The organism is Streptomyces sp. NPDC048825 (assembly GCF_043198355.1).
GTDB classification, from domain to species: Bacteria; Actinomycetota; Actinomycetes; order Streptomycetales; family Streptomycetaceae; genus Streptomyces; species Streptomyces xiangluensis.
This window is the reverse complement of the sequence record NZ_JBICUR010000005.1, coordinates 354,355-372,176: the sequence shown is the minus strand read 5'-3', so window position 1 is coordinate 372,176 and position 17,822 is coordinate 354,355. Positions and strand designations below refer to the sequence as shown.

Below are 17,822 nucleotides of genomic sequence, written 5' to 3'. Positions count from 1 at the left end.
GGCCGTCAACCGGTGATCCGATAGGTGGCCGACGCCTGCTCGTACAGCCGTGACACCTCGTCCCGCTCGGCCTCGGGGCCGCGCAACTGCACCACGTGGTAACGGCCGTCGACGAGGATCGCGAGATTGCGTACGTAGATCTCGCGTCCTTCGGCGTCCTGCCAGGTGAACTGGCCCTCGGCCATGGTCCGTCCGCCCACGTCGATCCGCCGCATCCCGCTGGACGTGGCCCAGGTCGAGTCGCGGAACGGCTGCAACTCGCGCTCCTCCTCGCGCTGATACGTCATCGGATCATCGCCGTACTGACTGGCGGTGTCGCGTCCGGGCACGATCAGCAGCTCGAAGTTGCCCTGGGAGTAGACGACTTGCCCGCTTCCGTTCTTGGGCGTCCGGTCCCAGCCGCGCGCGACCGCGACACTGAAGCCCTCGGAGTCCTTACGTAGCGTGAAACCCTGCGGGAGGTCGGGGCCGGTGGTCTGCGTGCCGGAACTGGACGACTGGCTGGGGCTGTTCTCCTTGCTCGGCGTCGCGCTCGGGGTCTCGTCGGGCTGCGGATCCGTGCCCGCGTTTCCGTCCGTGCCGGGGTTCGGGTCGGTGTCGGACGAGGCCTCGGGTGCGGGCGCGGCGTCCCCGGCGGCACCGGTCTGCGCACCGCCGCTCGCGTCCGGCTCGGCCTTGGGCATGAAGACGATGGCGTATGCCACGGCCGCCGCCAGCGCCAGCAGGATCAGCACCAGCAGGGTGCGGCCGAGACGGCGCGGCTTCGGCGCCTTCTCCTGCCGCTTGTGACGGGCATGCCGGTCGGGCAACCCTGCACGACGCTTGCGGACGAGCTCGCCCCGGCGGCGTACGACCGGGAGGCGCCTGGCATCCACCGGCGGCGCCGCCACCACATACGTCCCCGCCTCTGGCTCGGGCGCCGACCGTACGAGCGAACGCAGCCAGCCGCGCAGCTCCTCGAAGTCCAGCCGCTCGGTGGGGTCCTGACGCAGCAGCGACTCCACGACCGGCCTCAGCGGCCCGCACTCCTCCGCGAACGCGGGCGGCTCCGCACACACCAGCTGCACGAGCTCGGCGGTGTTCTCCTCCGGATACGGCGCATGCCCCTGCACGGCCCGGAAGAGCAGCGCGCCCAGCGCCCACAGGTCGGTCGAGGGCCCGATCGGCGCCGCCAACTGCCAGTTCTCGTGCACCGGCCCGGCCTGCTCGGGCGCCCACCGCTCGGTGACCGGTCCCACGACCGCCATACGCGCCTGGCGTGCGCGCTCGGCGGCGAGGGCGGTGGTGGGGCCACGGTGGGGGGTGCGTTCGGGGACGAGGTGGGTCCAGCGGGTGGGCCCGGAGGAAGTGTGCTGGTCAGGGGCGTGAGGGTCCGGGGCGTGCGGGTTGGTGCGGTAGTCGGGGGAACGGGTGGGTACGCCGCTTGCCTCGGGGGCGGCTCCATTCCCCGGTACGTCGGTTCCTGTGCCCGAAGCGCCAAATCCGTTGCCCGGTATGCCCGTGCCGGCTTCGTTCGTCTGGCCCGGGAGCGCGGGCCGGCCCTGGCCGTTGCCGGGCAGCGCGGGGGCACCGGCCCGGGGAACGGCGCCATGCCAAGGGTTCGACCCGCCCACTCCGTAAGGGTCGGCGATCTGGCCGGGCGGCGCAGTGTGCTCCACGCCGTACGCGGAGGTCTGCCCGGCCTCGGTGTCACTATCGGCGGGACGGGGCCGCGGGGCGGGCAACGCTGTGTTCTGTCCGTGCTGTCCGTCCCGCTGCTCCTCGTGCACCCGCGCGGCTGCCCGCGCACCGGCGCGATAGGCCGCGATGGCTCCGGCCCGGGCCGCCCGTACGTCATTGCTCGGCTCCAACGCCCGCCGCCCCGCGACCGGCGGCTGCGCAACGGGTGCCACGGCTCCATGACCGCCGGGCGCCGCCTCTACGGCGGAGCGGTCGTCACCGGGGACTCGGGTATGGGGCACAGCGGGCGAGCCGTAGTGACCGGGGCCACCCGACGGACCGGACTGACCAGGTTGTCCGTGCGGATCCGGCGAACCGGCGGCCGTTCCGGAAGCGGAACCGGAATCGGCCCCCTCAGACCCCCCGCCGCCCTCACCCTCCGCAACCGGCACCGGGTCGTACCCGCACAGCGCCTCCTCGGCCGCACCTGCTGCGAGCCCCGTGAGCATCACCCGGCCGTCGTCGCAGACCAGCACCGTACGCACCGTGATGTTCCGGTGCACCCAGCCGTGCGCATGCAGCACCCGCAACGCGGTCAGCACATCGGCGGCGACCTCGGCGGCCCGATACGGAGTCAGTGGGCGGTCCGCGAGCAGCGCCGCCAGCGGCCGGGCGGGCACCAACTCACTCACTATCCACAGCGACCCGCCCTCGGCGAACACGTCGAAGACCTGGTCGAGCCGAGGGTGGTCGGGTATCTGCGCCGCCGCCTGTGCGGCCTCGATCGCCCGGCGCACGGCGGGCTCGGTGGGCCGCCGGGTGGGCCGCGCGGCCGACCGCCGCGCCCCGCCGTCCCGCGCCACGAACCCGTCGGGCAGGCCGTCGGCGTCGATCACCTCCGCCTCGACGACCTCGGGCAAGGGCACCTGCCTGACCAGCACTTCCTGCCCGCTGTAGGTGTCGAAGGCCCGGCTCTCGGCGAATTCGTACTCGTCCGAGGGCGGCAGCGGCAGGCGGTAGCGGTCGGCGAGTACCCGTCCCGCATAGTCGTCCACGACGCCTCCCCCGGCCGCCCGGTCGGTCAAATCCGTTCGTCACACGTCCCGTTGTGGCCGCATATCCGGCTGCGTACGGTCCGCAACCACTCACGATACGTGCCGGAGACAACTCGCAGTGAGGGGATGCCAGATCTCAAGACTCCCGTATCCCTCTTGTGTCCCTCAGGACTTCGGTTCGAACGTCCGCGTGAGTGTCTGCCAGGTGTCCCTGCGAAGATCGCTGCGCCAGGCCGAGGCCTTCGCGGTGTACATCAGCGCATGACCGAGCCGGTCGTTGACGACGAACCCGCGGTCGATCGAGCGGTACTTGGTCCCGCCCTCCGTGAACGTGAACTCCCAGTCGGCCGCGTTCCAGCCGCGGTAGCCCACTTTCTCGATGCGGATCCGCTGATACTGCGACCGCGCCATGAACTGCTCTTGGCTCTTCCAGTCCGCCACGGGGTCATCCTTGGGCGTGGACGTCCAGGCGACCAGCAGCTGCTGCCCGTCAGGACCGGCGAACCTGTCCCCGCTCGCGCTCGTGGACTGGTACTTCCACCCCTTCGGCAGCCCGATCGAGTATCCCTGGCCTGCCTTGTACGTCGACGTGGCGATGTCCTTCGAATCCCCGCCACCGCCTCCGTTCGCCCCACTCGGCGCACTCGGGGTCGGGCTCGGGCTCGGCGTGCCCCCCGTGGTCGGGCTTCCGGAGGCTCCGGCAGCGGACTCCGGCTTTTCACCGCCGTCCGTGCCGGTACCGCTGTTCTCGTCCTGCTTGGTGCCGCTTCCGGCGTTCGCCCCGCTGGACGCGGTTGCGTTGCCTCCACCCTTGTCGCCCTGAGCCCCGGCATCGCCATCACTGTCCAGCACGACCGCAAGAATCGTCCCGAGTACGGCGAGGGCCACGGCCACCGCGACGATCACCAACGTCCGCCGCGACACCACATCGCTGAGCGGCGCCCTGGGGGTGGTGGACGACGGCGTCCCGCCACCGGCCCCCGAAGTCCCGGCCTCCGAAGTCCCGCTTGCTGCGTGGGAGTCCACTCCTCCAGAGCTCAGCCCGACAGCGGCTTTCTCGCTGTCCTTCGCGGGTGCTTCGGCCTTCTCGCCGGCGGGCGTCTTCTCGCTCGGGGTCGCCGCGCCCTCCCCGGAGGAAACCTTTGATTCGGTCGAGCCGGCAGAGCCGGCGGACTCGGTAGAGCCGGCTGAATCGGCGGAGGTGGCGGCGGGCTCGGCGGAGCTGCCGGATTCGGCCGACTCGGTGGCGCCGGATGACTCGGCAGAGCCCTCGGAGTCGGCGGTGGATCTGTCCGGCTTCCCCCGCACCCCGGCCACAGCGGCCGAGGCCGCCCCCGCTGACGCGGCAGCGCTCTTCCGTACGGAACGAAACGCCCCGAGCAACCGCTCGGCCGCCTCCTCGCCCTTCTTGCTCGCCTTGCCCGGCCTGGTCCCGGCCCCGCCGCCCGAACTCCCCTTCTTCGAGGGGGCCTCCGGCACGTCCGGCAAGGGCACGACCTTCGTCGCATCCATCGGCTCGGGCTCGGTCTCCTTGGGCTCGGGCGCGTGGATCACCTCAGTGAGCATCGCCCGCGCACCCGCCTCGTCGAGCCGCTGCTCGGGGTCCTTCACAAGGAGCCCGGAGATGACCTCCTCCAACGGCCCCGCGTTCTTCGGCTGTTCGAGCGGCTCGGTCATCACCGCGGTGAGCGTCGCTATGGCGGACCCTTTGTCGTACGGCGGCACACCTTCCACCGAGGCGTACAGCAAACCGCCGAGCGACCAGAGGTCGGCCGCGGGCCCCGGCTTGTGGCCGCGCGCCCGCTCGGGCGAGATGTAAGAGGGCGCGCCGACGAGCATGCCGGTCGAGGTGATGGACGGGTCGCCCTCGACCTGCGCGATACCGAAGTCGGTGAGCACGACCCGGCCGTCCTCAGAGATGAGCACGTTCGACGGCTTCACGTCACGGTGCAGGATGCCCTCGCGGTGCGCGGCACGCAGTACGTCGAGGACGGCGAGCCCGACTTCCGCGGCGCGCTTCGGTGTGAGCAGCCCGTCCTCACGGATCGCCTCGGCGAGGGACTTGCCCTCGATGAGCTCCATCACGATCCACGGCCGGTTGTCCTCGTCGACCACGTCGAAGACCGTCACCGCGCCGTTGTTCCGGATCCGCGCGATCGCCTTGGCCTCACGCAGGGTGCGCGTGATCAGCCGCCGCTTCTCGTCCTCGTCGATGCTCGACGGGAACCGCAGCTCCTTGACGGCGACCGTCCGGCCCAGCGTCTCGTCCTTGGCTCGCCACACGGTGCCCATGCCGCCGCGGCCGAGGACTTCTCCCAGCCGGTACCGACCGGCGAGGAGACGTTCACTCTTGTCCTGACGGGATGTCCCGTCCCGCTCCGGCTCCGACATGCGTCCCCTCATGCAACCCGCCCCGACAGAGCCTCCATTGTCCCTCACCCGACGACCAGTCAGCGCCCAGGGTGCCCACGAGCGGAATGCGCCACCCCCAACCGCGGCGAGGGCACGCTGCGTTACAGCGGCACGATGTCCGGCGCTCCCAGCCGTGCCGCGTCGGCCGTCAGGTCGTCCGGCTGCCGCTGCGACTCACGCTCGGCCTCGACCCGCTTCTCGTAGTGCTGCACCTCACGCTCGATCTGGTCCTTGTCCCAGCCGAGCACCGGCGCCATCAGCTCCGCGGCCTCCCGTGCGCTGCGCGTCCCGCGATCGAACGTCTCGATCGAGATGCGCGTACGCCGGGTCAGTACGTCGTCCAGGTGCCGCGCCCCCTCGTGCGAGGCGGCGTACACGATCTCGGCGCGCAGATAGTCCTCGGCGGCCGGCAACGGCCCGCCCAGTGAGCTGTCCTTGGCGATGAGGTCGAGCACCTCCTCGGCGAGCGCCCCATACCGGTTCAACAGGTGTTCCACGCGCACCACATGGAGCCCGGTCCGCGCGGCGATCCGTGCCCGCGCGTTCCACAGCGCCCGGTACCCCTCGGCGCCGACGAGCGGGATGTCTTCGGTGACGCAGTCGGCGACGCGCTGGTCGAGACCGTGCACCGCCTCGTCCACCGCGTCCTTGGCCATGACGCGGTACGTCGTGTACTTGCCGCCCGCCACGACCACGAGCCCCGGCACCGGATGCGCCACGGTGTGCTCGCGCGACAGCTTGCTGGTGGCCTCCGACTCCCCCGCCAGCAGCGGCCGCAGCCCCGCGTACACCCCCTGCACGTCGTCACGTGTGAGCGGCACCGCCAGCACCGAGTTGACGTGTTCCAGGAGATAGTCGATGTCCGCGCTGGACGCCGCCGGATGCGCCTTGTCCAGGTCCCAGTCGGTGTCCGTCGTACCCAGGATCCAGTGGCGTCCCCACGGGATCACGAACAGCACGGACTTCTCGGTCCGCAGTATCAGCCCCGTCGTCGAGTGGATCCGGTCCTTCGGGACGACCAGGTGGATGCCCTTGGACGCCCGCACATGGAACTGTCCTCGCTCGCCCACCATCGCCTGGGTGTCGTCCGTCCACACCCCTGTGGCGTTGACGACCTGCTTGGCGTGGATCTCGTACTCCCCGCCCGCCTCCACGTCCTGCACCCTGGCACCGACGACACGCTCGCCCTCGCGCAGGAAGCCGGTCACGCGCGCACGGTTGGCGACTTTCGCGCCGTACGCCGCCGCCGTGCGCACCAGTGTCGCCACATAGCGGGCGTCGTCCATCTGAGCGTCGTAGTACTGCAGGGCCCCGACCAGTGCGTCCTTCTTCAGGCAGGGGGCGACGCGTAGGGCGTGGCGGCGCGTCAGGTGACGGTGCATGGGCAGCCCTCGTCCGTGACCGCGCGCCATCGACATGCCGTCGTAGAGCGCGACGCCCGATCCCGCGTACAGCCGCTCCCAGCCCTGGTGCTGCAGGGGATACAGGAACGGCACCGGTTTCACGAGGTGCGGTGCCAGCCGCTCCAGCAACAGGCCACGCTCCTTCAACGCCTCCCGCACGAGCGCGAAGTCGAGCATCTCCAGATAGCGCAGCCCGCCGTGTATGAGCTTGCTCGACCGGCTCGACGTGCCTGACGCCCAGTCACGCGCCTCGACCAGGCCCGTGGACAGTCCGCGGGTCGCAGCGTCCAGAGCGGTGCCTGCGCCCACCACGCCGGCGCCCACGACCAGCAGATCCAGCTCGTGCTCGGCCATGGATGCGAGTGACTCGGCGCGCTCCGCCGGTCCCAGTGTCGCTGTCCTCACCGCTGCCTCCCGCTTTCCGTCGAGCCGGCCTCATCTGGTCGGTGAGGCTCGGCCCACATCCCCCACACCCAAAGTCTGACGGCGTTGCCCGACTTCGGCCACCACCCACCGCCAGCCTGTGGACAACTCTCGGCGACTCGCAAGGAATCACCACCGGACAATCCCGCAAATCGGTCATATTTACTCCTAGTCTGACATTGCGCTCGCCCGTTCTGTCCACAGGGCTTGCGCCGTTGTCCCGCCTCGGCTATTGGGAAGGACGGCCCACCGCCATGCCCGCAGATCTCGCCGTCATCGGCCTCGGCCAGCTCGGCCTGCCCCTGGCCCAGGCCGCCGCCACCGCCGGCATCCCCACGCTCGGCTACCAGAGCGGCGACCCCGCACCGCTGTCCGCCGCCGACCTGCGCCGGATGCTCTCGTCAGGCTTCCGCCCGGCCACCAACCCCGCCGAACTCGGCCGCGTCCGCACCGCCGTCATCTGCACGCCCACCCCGCGCGGGGCGGACGGCGGGCTCGACCTGACCCAGGTGACCGCCGCCGCGCGGGCTCTGGCCACACATCTGCGTCCGCACACCACGGTCATCCTGGAGTCACCCGTGTACCCGGGGACCACAGAGGAATTCCTGCGCCCTCTCCTCGAAGAGGGTTCCGGGCTGCGCGCGGGCCGCGACTTCCACCTCGCGTACTCGCCCAGCCGTGTCGACCCGGGCAACCGCGACCACACCCCCGCCAACACCCCGAAGGTCATCGGCGGCCTCACCCCCGCCTGCACCGAGTCGGCCGCCGCCTTCTACGGCCGGCTCACCGACAAGGTGGTACGCGCGCGTGGACCACGCGAAGCGGAGACCGTGCAGCTCCTGGAGACCAACTACCGGCACGTCAACATCGCCCTGGTCAACGAAATGGCCGTCCTCTGCCACGAGTTGGGCGTCGACCTGTGGGACGTCATCCGCTGCGCCGAGACCAAGCCCTTCGGCTTCCAGGCCTTCCGCCCCGGCCCCGGAGTCGGCGGCCACGCCGTCCCCCGGGACCTCGCGGGCCCCAAGACCCGCGCCCTGCGCATGGTCGAACTGGCCCAGCAGGTCAACAACCACATGCCCCAGTACGTCATCCAGCGCGCGGCCACGCTCCTCAACGAACACGGCAAGTCGGTCCGAGGCGCACGCGTACTCCTCCTCGGCGTGACGTACAAGCCCGACCACGCCGACCAACAGGGCTCCCCCGCCCGGGAGATCGCGCTCCGGCTGATGGAACTGGGCGCCGCCATCACCTACGACGACCCGTACGTACCGTCCTGGAGCGTCCTGGACCACCCGATCCCGCGCGCGGACTCCCTCTACGAGGCCACCGCCGACGCCGACCTGACGATCCTGCTCCAGCACCACCGCACGTACGACCTCCAGGGGTTGTCGGTGAAGGCACAGTTGCTGCTGGACACGCGGGGGGCTACGCCTACGGGGGCGGCGCACAGGTTGTGAACGGGGGCGCGTGCGGGGGTTTGTGCCTCTGGGGCTGGTGGCACGGGGCATCCTCGCATCGGTAGCGTACGGAAGCGGGATCCCGCCTCTGTTAGCCCGGTGGCGGGGTCCTGGATGGTGAATGGAGTGTCCACCCCTAGTTCTTGTGGGGTGGCCACTCACCAACCGAGGATCCATCTCCTCCGGTGCCGCGCCGCCCGTCGGCGGATCCGGTACCGTACAAAAGGGTGGAGCCCACCGCAGTGGCTGCTGCGGCAGGCTCCTGAAAAGTGAACGGAGTGTCCACCCCTAGTCCTCGTGGGGGTGGCCGCCCACCTTCCGTACATCCACAAGATCCACCTCCTCCGGCACTTCACCATCCGCAGACGGATACGGTCCCAGCGGGTGGGCTTGCGGTGACGACCCATGGGTGCGCCCCCTTCCATGACGCCGCCCAGTAGCCCGGTGGACGGCCCATTGGAGCTCGGGCCGGGCCCCGAGGGCCGGGGTCCGGAAACGTTCTCCTTGGAAGGGGGCGCCCCAGAGAACTGGGTCGCCGAACACGGACGCTATCGCCTCACTACGCCCGTTCAGCCCACATTCGCCCCGAAAGCCACCACGCGCCCCTCTCGCGCAACACGCGCCACCACCAGCCCACTTGGGCACAGCAAAGGGGCCCGGTCACCCACACGGGCAACCGAGCCCCTCCCACCGCTCAAGCCGAGCGCAGCGTCACGTCACCGCTTGTGCTGCGAGTCCGCCACCGTGACCTCAACCCGCTGGAACTCCTTCAGCTCGCTGTACCCGGTGGTCGCCATCGCCCGCCGCAGCGCCCCGAAGAAGTTCATCGAGCCATCCGGCGTGTGGGACGGACCCGCGAGGATCTCCTCGATCGTGCCCACCGTGCCGAGGTCGACCTTCTTGCCGCGCGGCAGTTCTTCGTTGACGGCCTCCATGCCCCAGTGGTTTCCCTTGCCGGGGCCGTCCGTGGCGCGGGCCAGCGGGGAGCCCATCATGACCGCGTCGGCGCCGCAGGCGATGGCTTTCGGGAGGTCGCCGGACCAGCCGACACCGCCGTCCGCGATCACGTGCACATACCGTCCGCCGGACTCGTCCATGTAGTCACGGCGGGCCGCCGCCACGTCCGCCACCGCCGTGGCCATGGGCACCTGGATGCCCAGGACGTTGCGCGTGGTGTGTGCGGCGCCGCCGCCGAAGCCGACCAGGACACCGGCCGCGCCCGTACGCATCAGGTGCAGCGCCGCCGTGTACGTGGCGCAGCCGCCCACGATGACGGGGACGTCCAGCTCGTAGATGAACTGCTTCAGGTTCAGCGGCTCGGAGGCGCCCGACACATGCTCGGCCGACACCGTCGTACCGCGGATCACGAAGATGTCGACGCCCGCGTCCACGACGGCCTTGGAGAACTGGGCCGTGCGCTGCGGCGAGAGCGCGGCGGCGGTGACCACGCCCGAGTCGCGCACCTCCTTGATGCGCTGCCCGATCAGCTCCTCCTTGATGGGAGCCGTATAGATCTCCTGGAGGCGGCGAGTCGCGGTCTCGGCGTCCAGCTCGACGATCTCGTCAAGGAGCGACTGCGGGTCCTCGTATCGCGTCCACAGGCCTTCGAGGTTCAGTACGCCGAGGCCGCCCAGCTCGCCGATGCGAATGGCCGTGGCCGGAGAGACGACCGAGTCCATGGGGGCGGCCAGGAAGGGCAGCTCGAAGCGGTAGGCGTCGATCTGCCAGGCGATCGAGACCTCCTTCGGGTCTCGCGTACGGCGGCTGGGGACGACGGCGATGTCGTCGAAGGCGTATGCCCGGCGGCCGCGCTTGCCGCGCCCGATCTCGATCTCAGTCACGTTCTGTGGCCTTTCCCTCTTCGTTGCAGCGTCTTCCAGTATCCCCGACGCCTATGACAAGGGCGGCCCCGAAGCTCCCGGGGCCGCCCTTGGCCGTGCTGCACGCGCGCGTGGATGCCGATTGCAGCGTCGTACGACTACTTGTTGCGGCTGTAGTTCGGCGCCTCGACCGTCATCTGGATGTCGTGCGGGTGGCTCTCCTTGAGGCCCGCGGAGGTGATCCGTACGAAGCGGCCCTTGGTCTCCATCTCGTCGATGGAGGCCGCGCCCACGTAGCCCATCGTCTGGCGCAGACCGCCGACGAGCTGGTGCAGCACGTTGGCCAGCGGGCCGCGGTAGGGCACCTGGCCCTCGATGCCCTCGGGCACGAGCTTGTCGTCGGAGGCCACCTCGGCCTGGAAATAGCGGTCCTTCGAGTACGACCGGCCCTGGCCCCGGGACTGCATCGCACCGAGCGAGCCCATCCCGCGGTAGGACTTGAACTGCTTGCCGTTGATGAATTGCAGCTCGCCGGGCGACTCCTCACAGCCGGCGAGGAGGCTGCCCAGCATCACCGTGTCGGCGCCGGCGGCGAGCGCCTTGCCGATGTCGCCGGAGTACTGCAGGCCGCCGTCGCCGATCAGCGGGACGCCCGCCGGAAGGGCCGCGAGGGACGCCTCGTAGATCGCGGTGACCTGGGGGACGCCGATGCCGGCGACCACCCGGGTGGTGCAGATCGAGCCGGGGCCCACGCCCACCTTGATGCCGTCGACACCGGCGTCGATCAGAGCCTGAGCGCCGTCACGGGTGGCGACGTTGCCGCCGATCACATCGACGCGGACGCCCGACTTGATCTTCGACATCCAGCTCAGGGCGTTGCTGTTGTGACCGTGCGAGGTGTCGACGACCAGGAAGTCCACCCCGGCCTCGGCCAGCGCCTGGGCCCGCTCGAGCGCCTCGGGACTGGCACCCACCGCGGCGCCGACGATCAGGCGGCCCTCGGCGTCCTTCGCGGCGTTGGGGTACTGCTCGGCCTTGACGAAGTCCTTCACCGTGATGAGGCCCTTGAGGACGCCCGCGTCGTCGACCAGGGGAAGCTTCTCGATCTTGTGACGGCGCAGCAGCTGCATGGCGTCCGGGCCGGAGATGCCGACCTTGCCGGTGACCAGCGGCATCGGGGTCATGACCTCGCGCACCTGACGGGAGCGGTCGGTCTCGAAGGCCATATCGCGGTTGGTGACGATGCCCAGCAGCTTGCCGCCGCCGTCGGTCACCGGGACACCGCTGATACGGAATTTGCCGCACAGCGCGTCCGCCTCGGCGAGCGTCGCATCCGGGTGCACCGTGATCGGGTCGGTGACCATCCCGGATTCGGAGCGCTTCACCAGGTCGACCTGGTTGACCTGGTCCTCGATGGACAGATTGCGGTGGAGTACGCCGACGCCGCCCTGTCGCGCCATGGCGATCGCCATGCGGGACTCGGTCACCTTGTCCATCGCCGCCGAGAGCAGCGGGATGTTCACGCGCACGTTGCGGGAGATGCGGGACGAGGTGTCGACCGCGTTCGGAAGCACTTCCGACGCGCCCGGCAGCAGCAGCACGTCGTCGTAGGTCAGCCCGAGTGTCGCGAATTTCTCGGGCACTCCGTCGACGTTGGCAGTCATGACACCTTCCCCAAATGGCCTTGATCGGTGCGGATGTCCATGCTAACGGCGAACTGGGGGCTCTGATTCCACACCATGGGCTGCTCCGCCGCTTCGTGGGTTCGTACGGTCCTGGTGGCCTCCTCGTTCACCACCTGCCCCGACCTCCCGCCAATCCAGGGATCCCGGAAGCCGGCCCTACTGCTCGGCCAGCGCCCTCAAGCGGCTCAGCGCCCGGTGCTGGGCGACCCGGACCGCTCCCGGAGACATCCCCAGCATCTGTCCCGTCTCCTCGGCCGTGAGGCCCACCGCGATCCTCAGGAGCAGCAGCTCACGCTGGTTCTCCGGAAGGTTTGCCAGGAGCTTCTTGGCCCACTCGGCGTCGCTGCTGAGGAGGGCGCGCTCCTCTGGGCCGAGGGAGTCGTCGGGCCGCTCGGGCATCTCGTCCGAGGGCACGGCCGTCGAGCCGGGGTGGCGCATCGCGGCGCGCTGCAGATCGGCGACCTTGTGCGCGGCGATGGCGAAGACGAAGGCCTCGAAGGGGCGTCCCGTGTCCTTGTAGCGCGGCAGTGCGAGCAGCACCGCCACGCAGACCTCCTGCGCCAGGTCCTCGACGAAGTGCCGTGCGTCACCAGGCAGCCGGGACAGCCGGGTGCGGCAGTAGCGCAGCGCGAGGGGGTGGACGTGGGCGAGCAGATCGTGCGTGGCCTGCTCGTCACCGTCGACAGCACGATGCACGAGGGAACCGATTGCCCCTTGGGCAGTGGCCGCCTCGTCGTCGCGCATCGGTCCATGGTGCCTTGGCGTCGTCCGATCCGTGGCACCGCGTTCGTTGTTGTGCACCGAAGCGTTATGAGCAGGTGCGCCGGAACTCATCTCCTGCGCCCTCCCCTCCCGCTCGACCGACTCGTCCCCGAGGAACTCCACACCTCAAGGATGCGGCATCGGCGCCGAAACGAGCAGCGGGCACCTGTCGGGCCCTCTCTCCACCCCCGCCCACCACGCGGCAGGCGGGGGTTTTCCTACCCCCGCTGCACTTCACCTAACGGACCAGGCCCCACCGGAAACCGAGCGCCACCGCATGGGCGCGGTCCGAGGCGCCGAGCTTCTTGAACAGGCGCCGGGCGTGGGTCTTGACGGTGTCCTCCGAGAGGAACAACTCACGGCCGATCTCCGCGTTCGACCGGCCGTGGCTCATGCCCTCGAGCACCTGGATCTCACGCGCGGTGAGCGTCGGTGCGGCACCCATCTCGGCGGAGCGCAGCCTGCGCGGAGCGAGCCGCCAGGTCGGGTCGGCGAGTGCCTGCGTCACGGTCGCCCGCAGCTCGGCGCGCGAGGCGTCCTTGTGCAGATAACCGCGGGCACCGGCGGCCACGGCGAGCGCCACGCCGTCGAGGTCCTCGGCGACGGTGAGCATGATGATGCGCGCACCGGGATCGGCGGACAACAGCCGCCGGACCGTCTCCACGCCACCCAGACCGGGCATGCGTACGTCCATCAGAATCAGGTCCGAGCGGTCGGCGCCCCAGCGGCGGAGGACTTCCTCGCCGTTGGCCGCCGTCGTCACACGCTCGACGCCGGGCACGGTCGCGACCGCGCGGCGCAACGCCTCTCGGGCAAGCGGGGAGTCGTCGCAGACGAGGACCGATGTCATGGCTGTCCTCCGCGGCTCTCACAGCTGCTGCGCGTCACCTTGAGCCTCCAGGCTGGTACGAATCGTCACCTGTGCGGTCGATACTCGCCGACGGATTCTGCCGTCCGACCGAGCGTTTGTTCCTTCAACCGCCTCAGCACACTCAACGACGGTCACTCGAAAGAGTTACGGGACGGTGAGCCACGTTCGGCACTCTACGTGAGGGCGCGGACACGGTGCAGACACCCGCAAAGGACCCTCAAGGTTTCATCACAAGGCATGCCCCATTCAGACGTTTTTCTTCCCATTCGCTGGTGTCTGTAGCTAGATTCGCAATGAGTCATATTTTCATCTCCTTAGATCGTCTACACGCGATCATGGGCATGCATCCGCCTGAACGGCCACAAGGGGACAACGCAATGGCAGATTTCTCCCGCCTTCCCGGACCAAACGCGGATCTGTGGGACTGGCAGCTCCTCGCGGCCTGCCGAGGAGTCGACAGCTCCCTGTTCTTCCACCCGGAGGGCGAGCGCGGGGCAGCCCGGAGCGCTCGCGAGAACTCGGCCAAAGAGGTCTGCATGAGGTGCCCGGTACGCGCGGAGTGCGCGGCGCACGCGCTGGCGGTGCGCGAGCCGTACGGGGTATGGGGCGGACTCACCGAGGACGAACGCGAAGAGCTCATGGGTCGCGCCCGCAGCCGGCTGGTATCGGCCTCGGCGCCGAGCGGGGGCGTTCCATCGAACAACTGAACAATTGAAGGAACGTTTCTGCGCAGAGTTCGCGCAGGAGATGCTCTGCTGGGTGCTGCGCTCTTCTCAGCGCGCCGCGGCGCGGGCCAGCTCGTTCAGCGTGGCCGCCACCGCGGGCACCTGGGCCAGATCGGGCAGCGTGAGCGCGACGATCTCCCGCCGGAGCGCCGGCTCCACCGTCACCGTGCGTGCCCTCTTGGGGCGTACGGACTCGATGGCGAGCTCCGGCAGGACGGCGACGCCGAGACCCGCACCGACCAGACCGACCACCGCCGGGTAGTCGTCGGTCGCGAAGTCGATACGAGGGGTGAAACCGGCGCTCTCGCAGGCCTCGACGAGCTGGCCGCGGCAGCGGGGGCAGCCCGCGATCCACGGGTCCCCGGCGAGTTCGCCGAGGGCGACCGACTTCGCACGGGCCAGCCGGTGCCCCTCCGGTACGAGCCCGACGAGCCGGTCGCTGAGCAGGGGCCGTACCACCAGGTCGTCCCACTCCTCGGCGCCCGCCGCACCCTGGTACCGGAAGGCCAGCGCCACATCGCAGTCGCCCTCGCGGAGCATCTTCACCGAGTGCGGAGGCTCGGCCTCCTCCAGGGAGACCCGGGTGCCGGGGTGTGCGGCGCGCAGGGCGGCGAGCGCGGTCGGCACGAGCGTGGAGCTGCCGCTGGGGAACGAGACCAGGCGGACCCGTCCGGCTCGCAGGCCCGCGATCGCGGCGACCTCTTCCTCGGCGGCGGTGAGGCCGGCGATGATGCCCGCGGCATGGCGCACAAGCGCCTCGCCCGCTTGGGTCAGGCGCATTTCGCGGCCCGTGCGGATCAGCAGCGGGGTACCGACGGAGGCTTCGAGGGCCTTCATCTGCTGACTGACGGCGGGCTGGGTGCAGCCCAGTTCACGCCCCGCCGCCGAGAAGGAACCGGTGGCGGCCACAGCGCGCAGCACACGGAGATGACGGGCTTCGATCACATCCTGAGCATAAGCGCATCTTGGGTATGTTGCTGAATATTGCGTCGCACCTTTGGTCGCCCATCGCCTAGCGTGCCGACATGAAGCTTCTGTCTCTGAATCTGGGCCGGGCCGAGGTCAGCGAGCACACGGATCAGCCGGAGCGTGTGACCGGGATCGACAAGCGACCGGTGGACGGGCCGGTGCGGGTGGCGGCGCCCGGGCCCAAGGGGGTCGGCGCCAGTGGGGTGGCCGGAGACGCCGTGTGTGACACGCGGCATCACGGTGGGGACCACCAGGCCGTGTACGCCTTCGCGCGCGAGGATCTCGACGACTGGGAGCGGGAGCTGGGGCGGCCCCTGGCCAGCGGCACGTTCGGCGAGAACCTCACCACGGAGGGGCTCGACGTGTCCGGCGCGAAGATCGGGGAGCGCTGGCGGATCGGTTCCGAGGTGGTCCTCGAGGTCACCAGCGGGCGGATTCCGTGCAGTACGTTCCAGGGCCATCTCGGGGAGAAGGGCTGGGTCAGGCGGTTCACGCGGAAGGGGGCGCCCGGAGCGTATCTGCGGGTGATCGAGCCGGGGGAGATACGTTCCGGGGACCCGATCGAGATCGTGCACCGGCCGGACCACGAGGTGACCGTCGCCTTCCAGTTCCGCGCGGTCACCACCGAGCGGGAGCTGCTTCCGCGGCTGCTTGCGGCGGGCGATGCGCTGCATCCGGAGGCGATCGAGAGGGCAAGGACCTATATGGCGCAGCAGAGTTGACGAACCGTCACTCCAGCGGGGCGGAATCCGGGAATCCGGTGCTCTCAAGTCGGCGAGTACTCAATAACCTTGGGCCATGACAACGGCTCTGATTACGGGATCGACCGCGGGCATCGGCGCCGCCTTCGCACGGCGCCTGGCCTCCGACGGCCACAACCTCGTGCTGGTGGCGCGTGACAAGAAGCGGCTCGGCGAGCAGGCGACCGAGTTGCACGACCGGCACGGCATCGAGGCGGAGGTGCTGTCGGCGGACCTGGCGACGGACGACGGCATCGAGGCGGTGGCCGGCCGCCTCTCGGACCGTAAGCACCCGGTCGACCTGCTGGTCAACAACGCCGGCTTCGGCAACAAGGGCCGCTATCTGGACGTACCGATGGCGGACGAGCTGAAGATGCTCAAGGTGCACTGCGAGGCGGTGCTCCGGTTGACCTCGGCGGCTGCGGAGTCCATGCGGGAACGGGGCCGTGGGGGTGTCGTCAACGTCGCGTCGGTGGCCGCGTTCCTGCCGCGTGGCACCTACGGGGCGTCCAAGGCGTGGGTCGTGCAGTTCACCCAGGGGGCGGCGAAGGATCTGGCCGGGTCCGGGGTCCGGCTGATGGCGCTGTGCCCCGGATTTGTGCGTACGGAGTTCCATGAGCGGGCCGGGATGGGAACGGACAACATCCCCAACTGGATGTGGCTCGACGCCGACAAGCTGGTCACGACGGCGCTCGCGGACCTGGCCCGCGGCAAGTCGGTGTCCATCCCCGACCCTCGGTACAAAGCCCTCATGGGCATGGTGAAGGTGGCCCCGCGCGGTCTGCTCGGCGGGATCAGCTCGAGGACGGGGCGGAAATACGGGCCGCAGTAGCGGCCGGCCGTCGCAGCCGGCGCCTGGTCGCCGCAAGCCCTTATTTCAAACCCCTCAATTTCAAGGCCTTCATTCAAAGCACGCGTTCAAGTCGCTCATTCAACTAAGACACTCCTGGGCGATTTTCACTAAAATGGGGGATTCAGCCGGAGTCAGGGGGGCTGGAGGCGGCGTCATGACCTTTGTGCAACTCATCGACTGCAAGACGAATCGGTTCGACGAGGTGAACCAGCTCATGGACACCTGGGTCGAGCGGACCAAGGGGAAGCGGACGGCGACGCACAGTCTGATCGGCCAGGACCGGTCCGACTCGTCGCACATCATCGAGATCGTCGAGTTCCCGTCGTACGAGGAGGCTATGCGGAACTCGAATCTGCCCGAAACGGACGAGGTCTTCCGCGAGATGGTGGCGCTCTGCGAGGAGATGCCGACGTTCACGGACCTGGACGTCGTACGGGACGAGCAGTTGTACGCGGCCAACGTCAGCAGGCTCTTCGAGGCGATGGGCACGAAAGGTGAACTGCCTCCGCTCAACGATCTGATCGCGGAGAACTACCACGACCACGATCCCTCCAACGACCAGGACGTCATCGGACTCGACGCGATACGGCGCGAGATGGGGATGTGGCGCGGAGCGTTCGACTTCACGTTCACCCTCGACGACCAGATCGCCCAGGGAGACCGGGTCTGTACGCGCTGGACCTGGAACGGCACCCAAAAAGGTGACTTCCTGGGGATTCCGTCGACCGGCAGGACGGTCGGCATGACGGGAACGACCATCTTCCGCTGCCGGGAGGACGGCAAGATCGTCGAGGGCTGGTGGCAGTACGACCGGCTGGGGCTGATGGCCCAGCTCGGGGTGCTCGACCCGCTCGAACTCTAGCCGGGAAGCCGAGCAGACGGCCGGGCATCCGGCTTGGCAGCACGAAAGGCCCGGTACCCCGCGCTTGGGGTACCGGGCCTTTCGCCGGGCGTCGTCAGGGACGTACCGCCCTACTGTCCGAGC

Annotated in this window: 13 protein-coding genes; 5 read left to right on the top strand and 8 right to left on the bottom strand. The window is 69.6% G+C overall.

The annotated features are described in order from the left end of the window. Positions 1-5: 5 nt before the first annotated feature. The 3 genes from ACGFNK_RS15685 to ACGFNK_RS15675 all read right to left on the bottom strand — a co-directional run bounded on the left by ACGFNK_RS15685 (position 6) and on the right by ACGFNK_RS15675 (position 6,934). Positions 6-2,714: a protein kinase gene (locus ACGFNK_RS15685; protein WP_393416045.1), complete on the bottom strand. Its 2,709-nt coding sequence runs from the start codon at positions 2,712-2,714 to the stop codon at positions 6-8. A gap of 165 nt (positions 2,715-2,879) precedes the next feature. Further along, positions 2,880-5,105 (bottom strand): serine/threonine-protein kinase, encoded by a 2,226-nt coding sequence (locus tag ACGFNK_RS15680; RefSeq protein WP_393416043.1) that lies wholly within the window; start codon positions 5,103-5,105, stop codon positions 2,880-2,882. Positions 5,106-5,227: 122 nt separating this feature from the next. After that, positions 5,228-6,934: a glycerol-3-phosphate dehydrogenase/oxidase gene (locus ACGFNK_RS15675; RefSeq protein WP_393416041.1), complete on the bottom strand. Its 1,707-nt coding sequence runs from the start codon at positions 6,932-6,934 to the stop codon at positions 5,228-5,230. 272 nt (positions 6,935-7,206) lie between these two features. Here ACGFNK_RS15675 and ACGFNK_RS15670 point away from each other — a divergent pair, with 272 nt between their 5' ends. Beyond that, a complete protein-coding gene (locus tag ACGFNK_RS15670) occupies positions 7,207-8,412 on the top strand; it encodes a nucleotide sugar dehydrogenase (protein ID WP_393416039.1) in 1,206 nt (401 codons plus the stop codon). 716 nt (positions 8,413-9,128) lie between these two features. Here the strand turns inward: ACGFNK_RS15670 and ACGFNK_RS15665 are convergent. From ACGFNK_RS15665 to ACGFNK_RS15650, 4 genes are all read right to left on the bottom strand, one after another. Then, positions 9,129-10,253, bottom strand: coding sequence for a GuaB3 family IMP dehydrogenase-related protein (locus ACGFNK_RS15665; protein ID WP_388679006.1), 1,125 nt, complete (start codon positions 10,251-10,253; stop codon positions 9,129-9,131). 137 nt (positions 10,254-10,390) lie between these two features. Then, entirely contained in the window at positions 10,391-11,896 is a 1,506-nt protein-coding gene (gene guaB, locus ACGFNK_RS15660) for an IMP dehydrogenase (RefSeq protein ID WP_393416037.1), read from the bottom strand. 177 nt (positions 11,897-12,073) lie between these two features. Further along, the gene (locus ACGFNK_RS15655) at positions 12,074-12,661 is read right to left on the bottom strand and encodes a sigma-70 family RNA polymerase sigma factor (protein WP_033323245.1); all 588 of its coding nucleotides are present in this window, start codon (positions 12,659-12,661) and stop codon (positions 12,074-12,076) included. Between the two features lie 256 nt (positions 12,662-12,917). Next, positions 12,918-13,529 carry a response regulator transcription factor gene (locus ACGFNK_RS15650; protein ID WP_003948568.1) on the bottom strand — a complete coding sequence of 204 codons (612 nt, stop codon included), beginning with the start codon at positions 13,527-13,529 and terminating at the stop codon, positions 12,918-12,920. A gap of 398 nt (positions 13,530-13,927) precedes the next feature. Here ACGFNK_RS15650 and ACGFNK_RS15645 point away from each other — a divergent pair, with 398 nt between their 5' ends. Continuing rightward, the gene (locus ACGFNK_RS15645) at positions 13,928-14,257 is read left to right on the top strand and encodes a WhiB family transcriptional regulator (RefSeq protein WP_393416035.1); all 330 of its coding nucleotides are present in this window, start codon (positions 13,928-13,930) and stop codon (positions 14,255-14,257) included. A 66-nt stretch (positions 14,258-14,323) separates the two neighbouring features. Here the strand turns inward: ACGFNK_RS15645 and ACGFNK_RS15640 are convergent, their stop codons facing one another. Then, entirely contained in the window at positions 14,324-15,220 is an 897-nt protein-coding gene (locus ACGFNK_RS15640) for a LysR family transcriptional regulator (RefSeq protein ID WP_393416033.1), read from the bottom strand. An 80-nt stretch (positions 15,221-15,300) separates the two neighbouring features. On the opposite strand from ACGFNK_RS15640, the gene ACGFNK_RS15635 reads away from it, so the two are divergent. The 3 genes from ACGFNK_RS15635 to ACGFNK_RS15625 all read left to right on the top strand — a co-directional run bounded on the left by ACGFNK_RS15635 (position 15,301) and on the right by ACGFNK_RS15625 (position 17,699). Next, positions 15,301-15,966 carry an MOSC domain-containing protein gene (locus ACGFNK_RS15635; RefSeq protein WP_393416031.1) on the top strand — a complete coding sequence of 222 codons (666 nt, stop codon included), beginning with the start codon at positions 15,301-15,303 and terminating at the stop codon, positions 15,964-15,966. Between the two features lie 76 nt (positions 15,967-16,042). Continuing rightward, positions 16,043-16,816, top strand: a complete 774-nt coding sequence (locus tag ACGFNK_RS15630) for an SDR family NAD(P)-dependent oxidoreductase (protein ID WP_393416029.1) — start codon at positions 16,043-16,045, stop codon at positions 16,814-16,816. Positions 16,817-16,991: 175 nt separating this feature from the next. Further along, positions 16,992-17,699, top strand: coding sequence for an ester cyclase (locus ACGFNK_RS15625; RefSeq protein ID WP_393416027.1), 708 nt, complete (start codon positions 16,992-16,994; stop codon positions 17,697-17,699). Positions 17,700-17,822 lie beyond the last annotated feature (123 nt).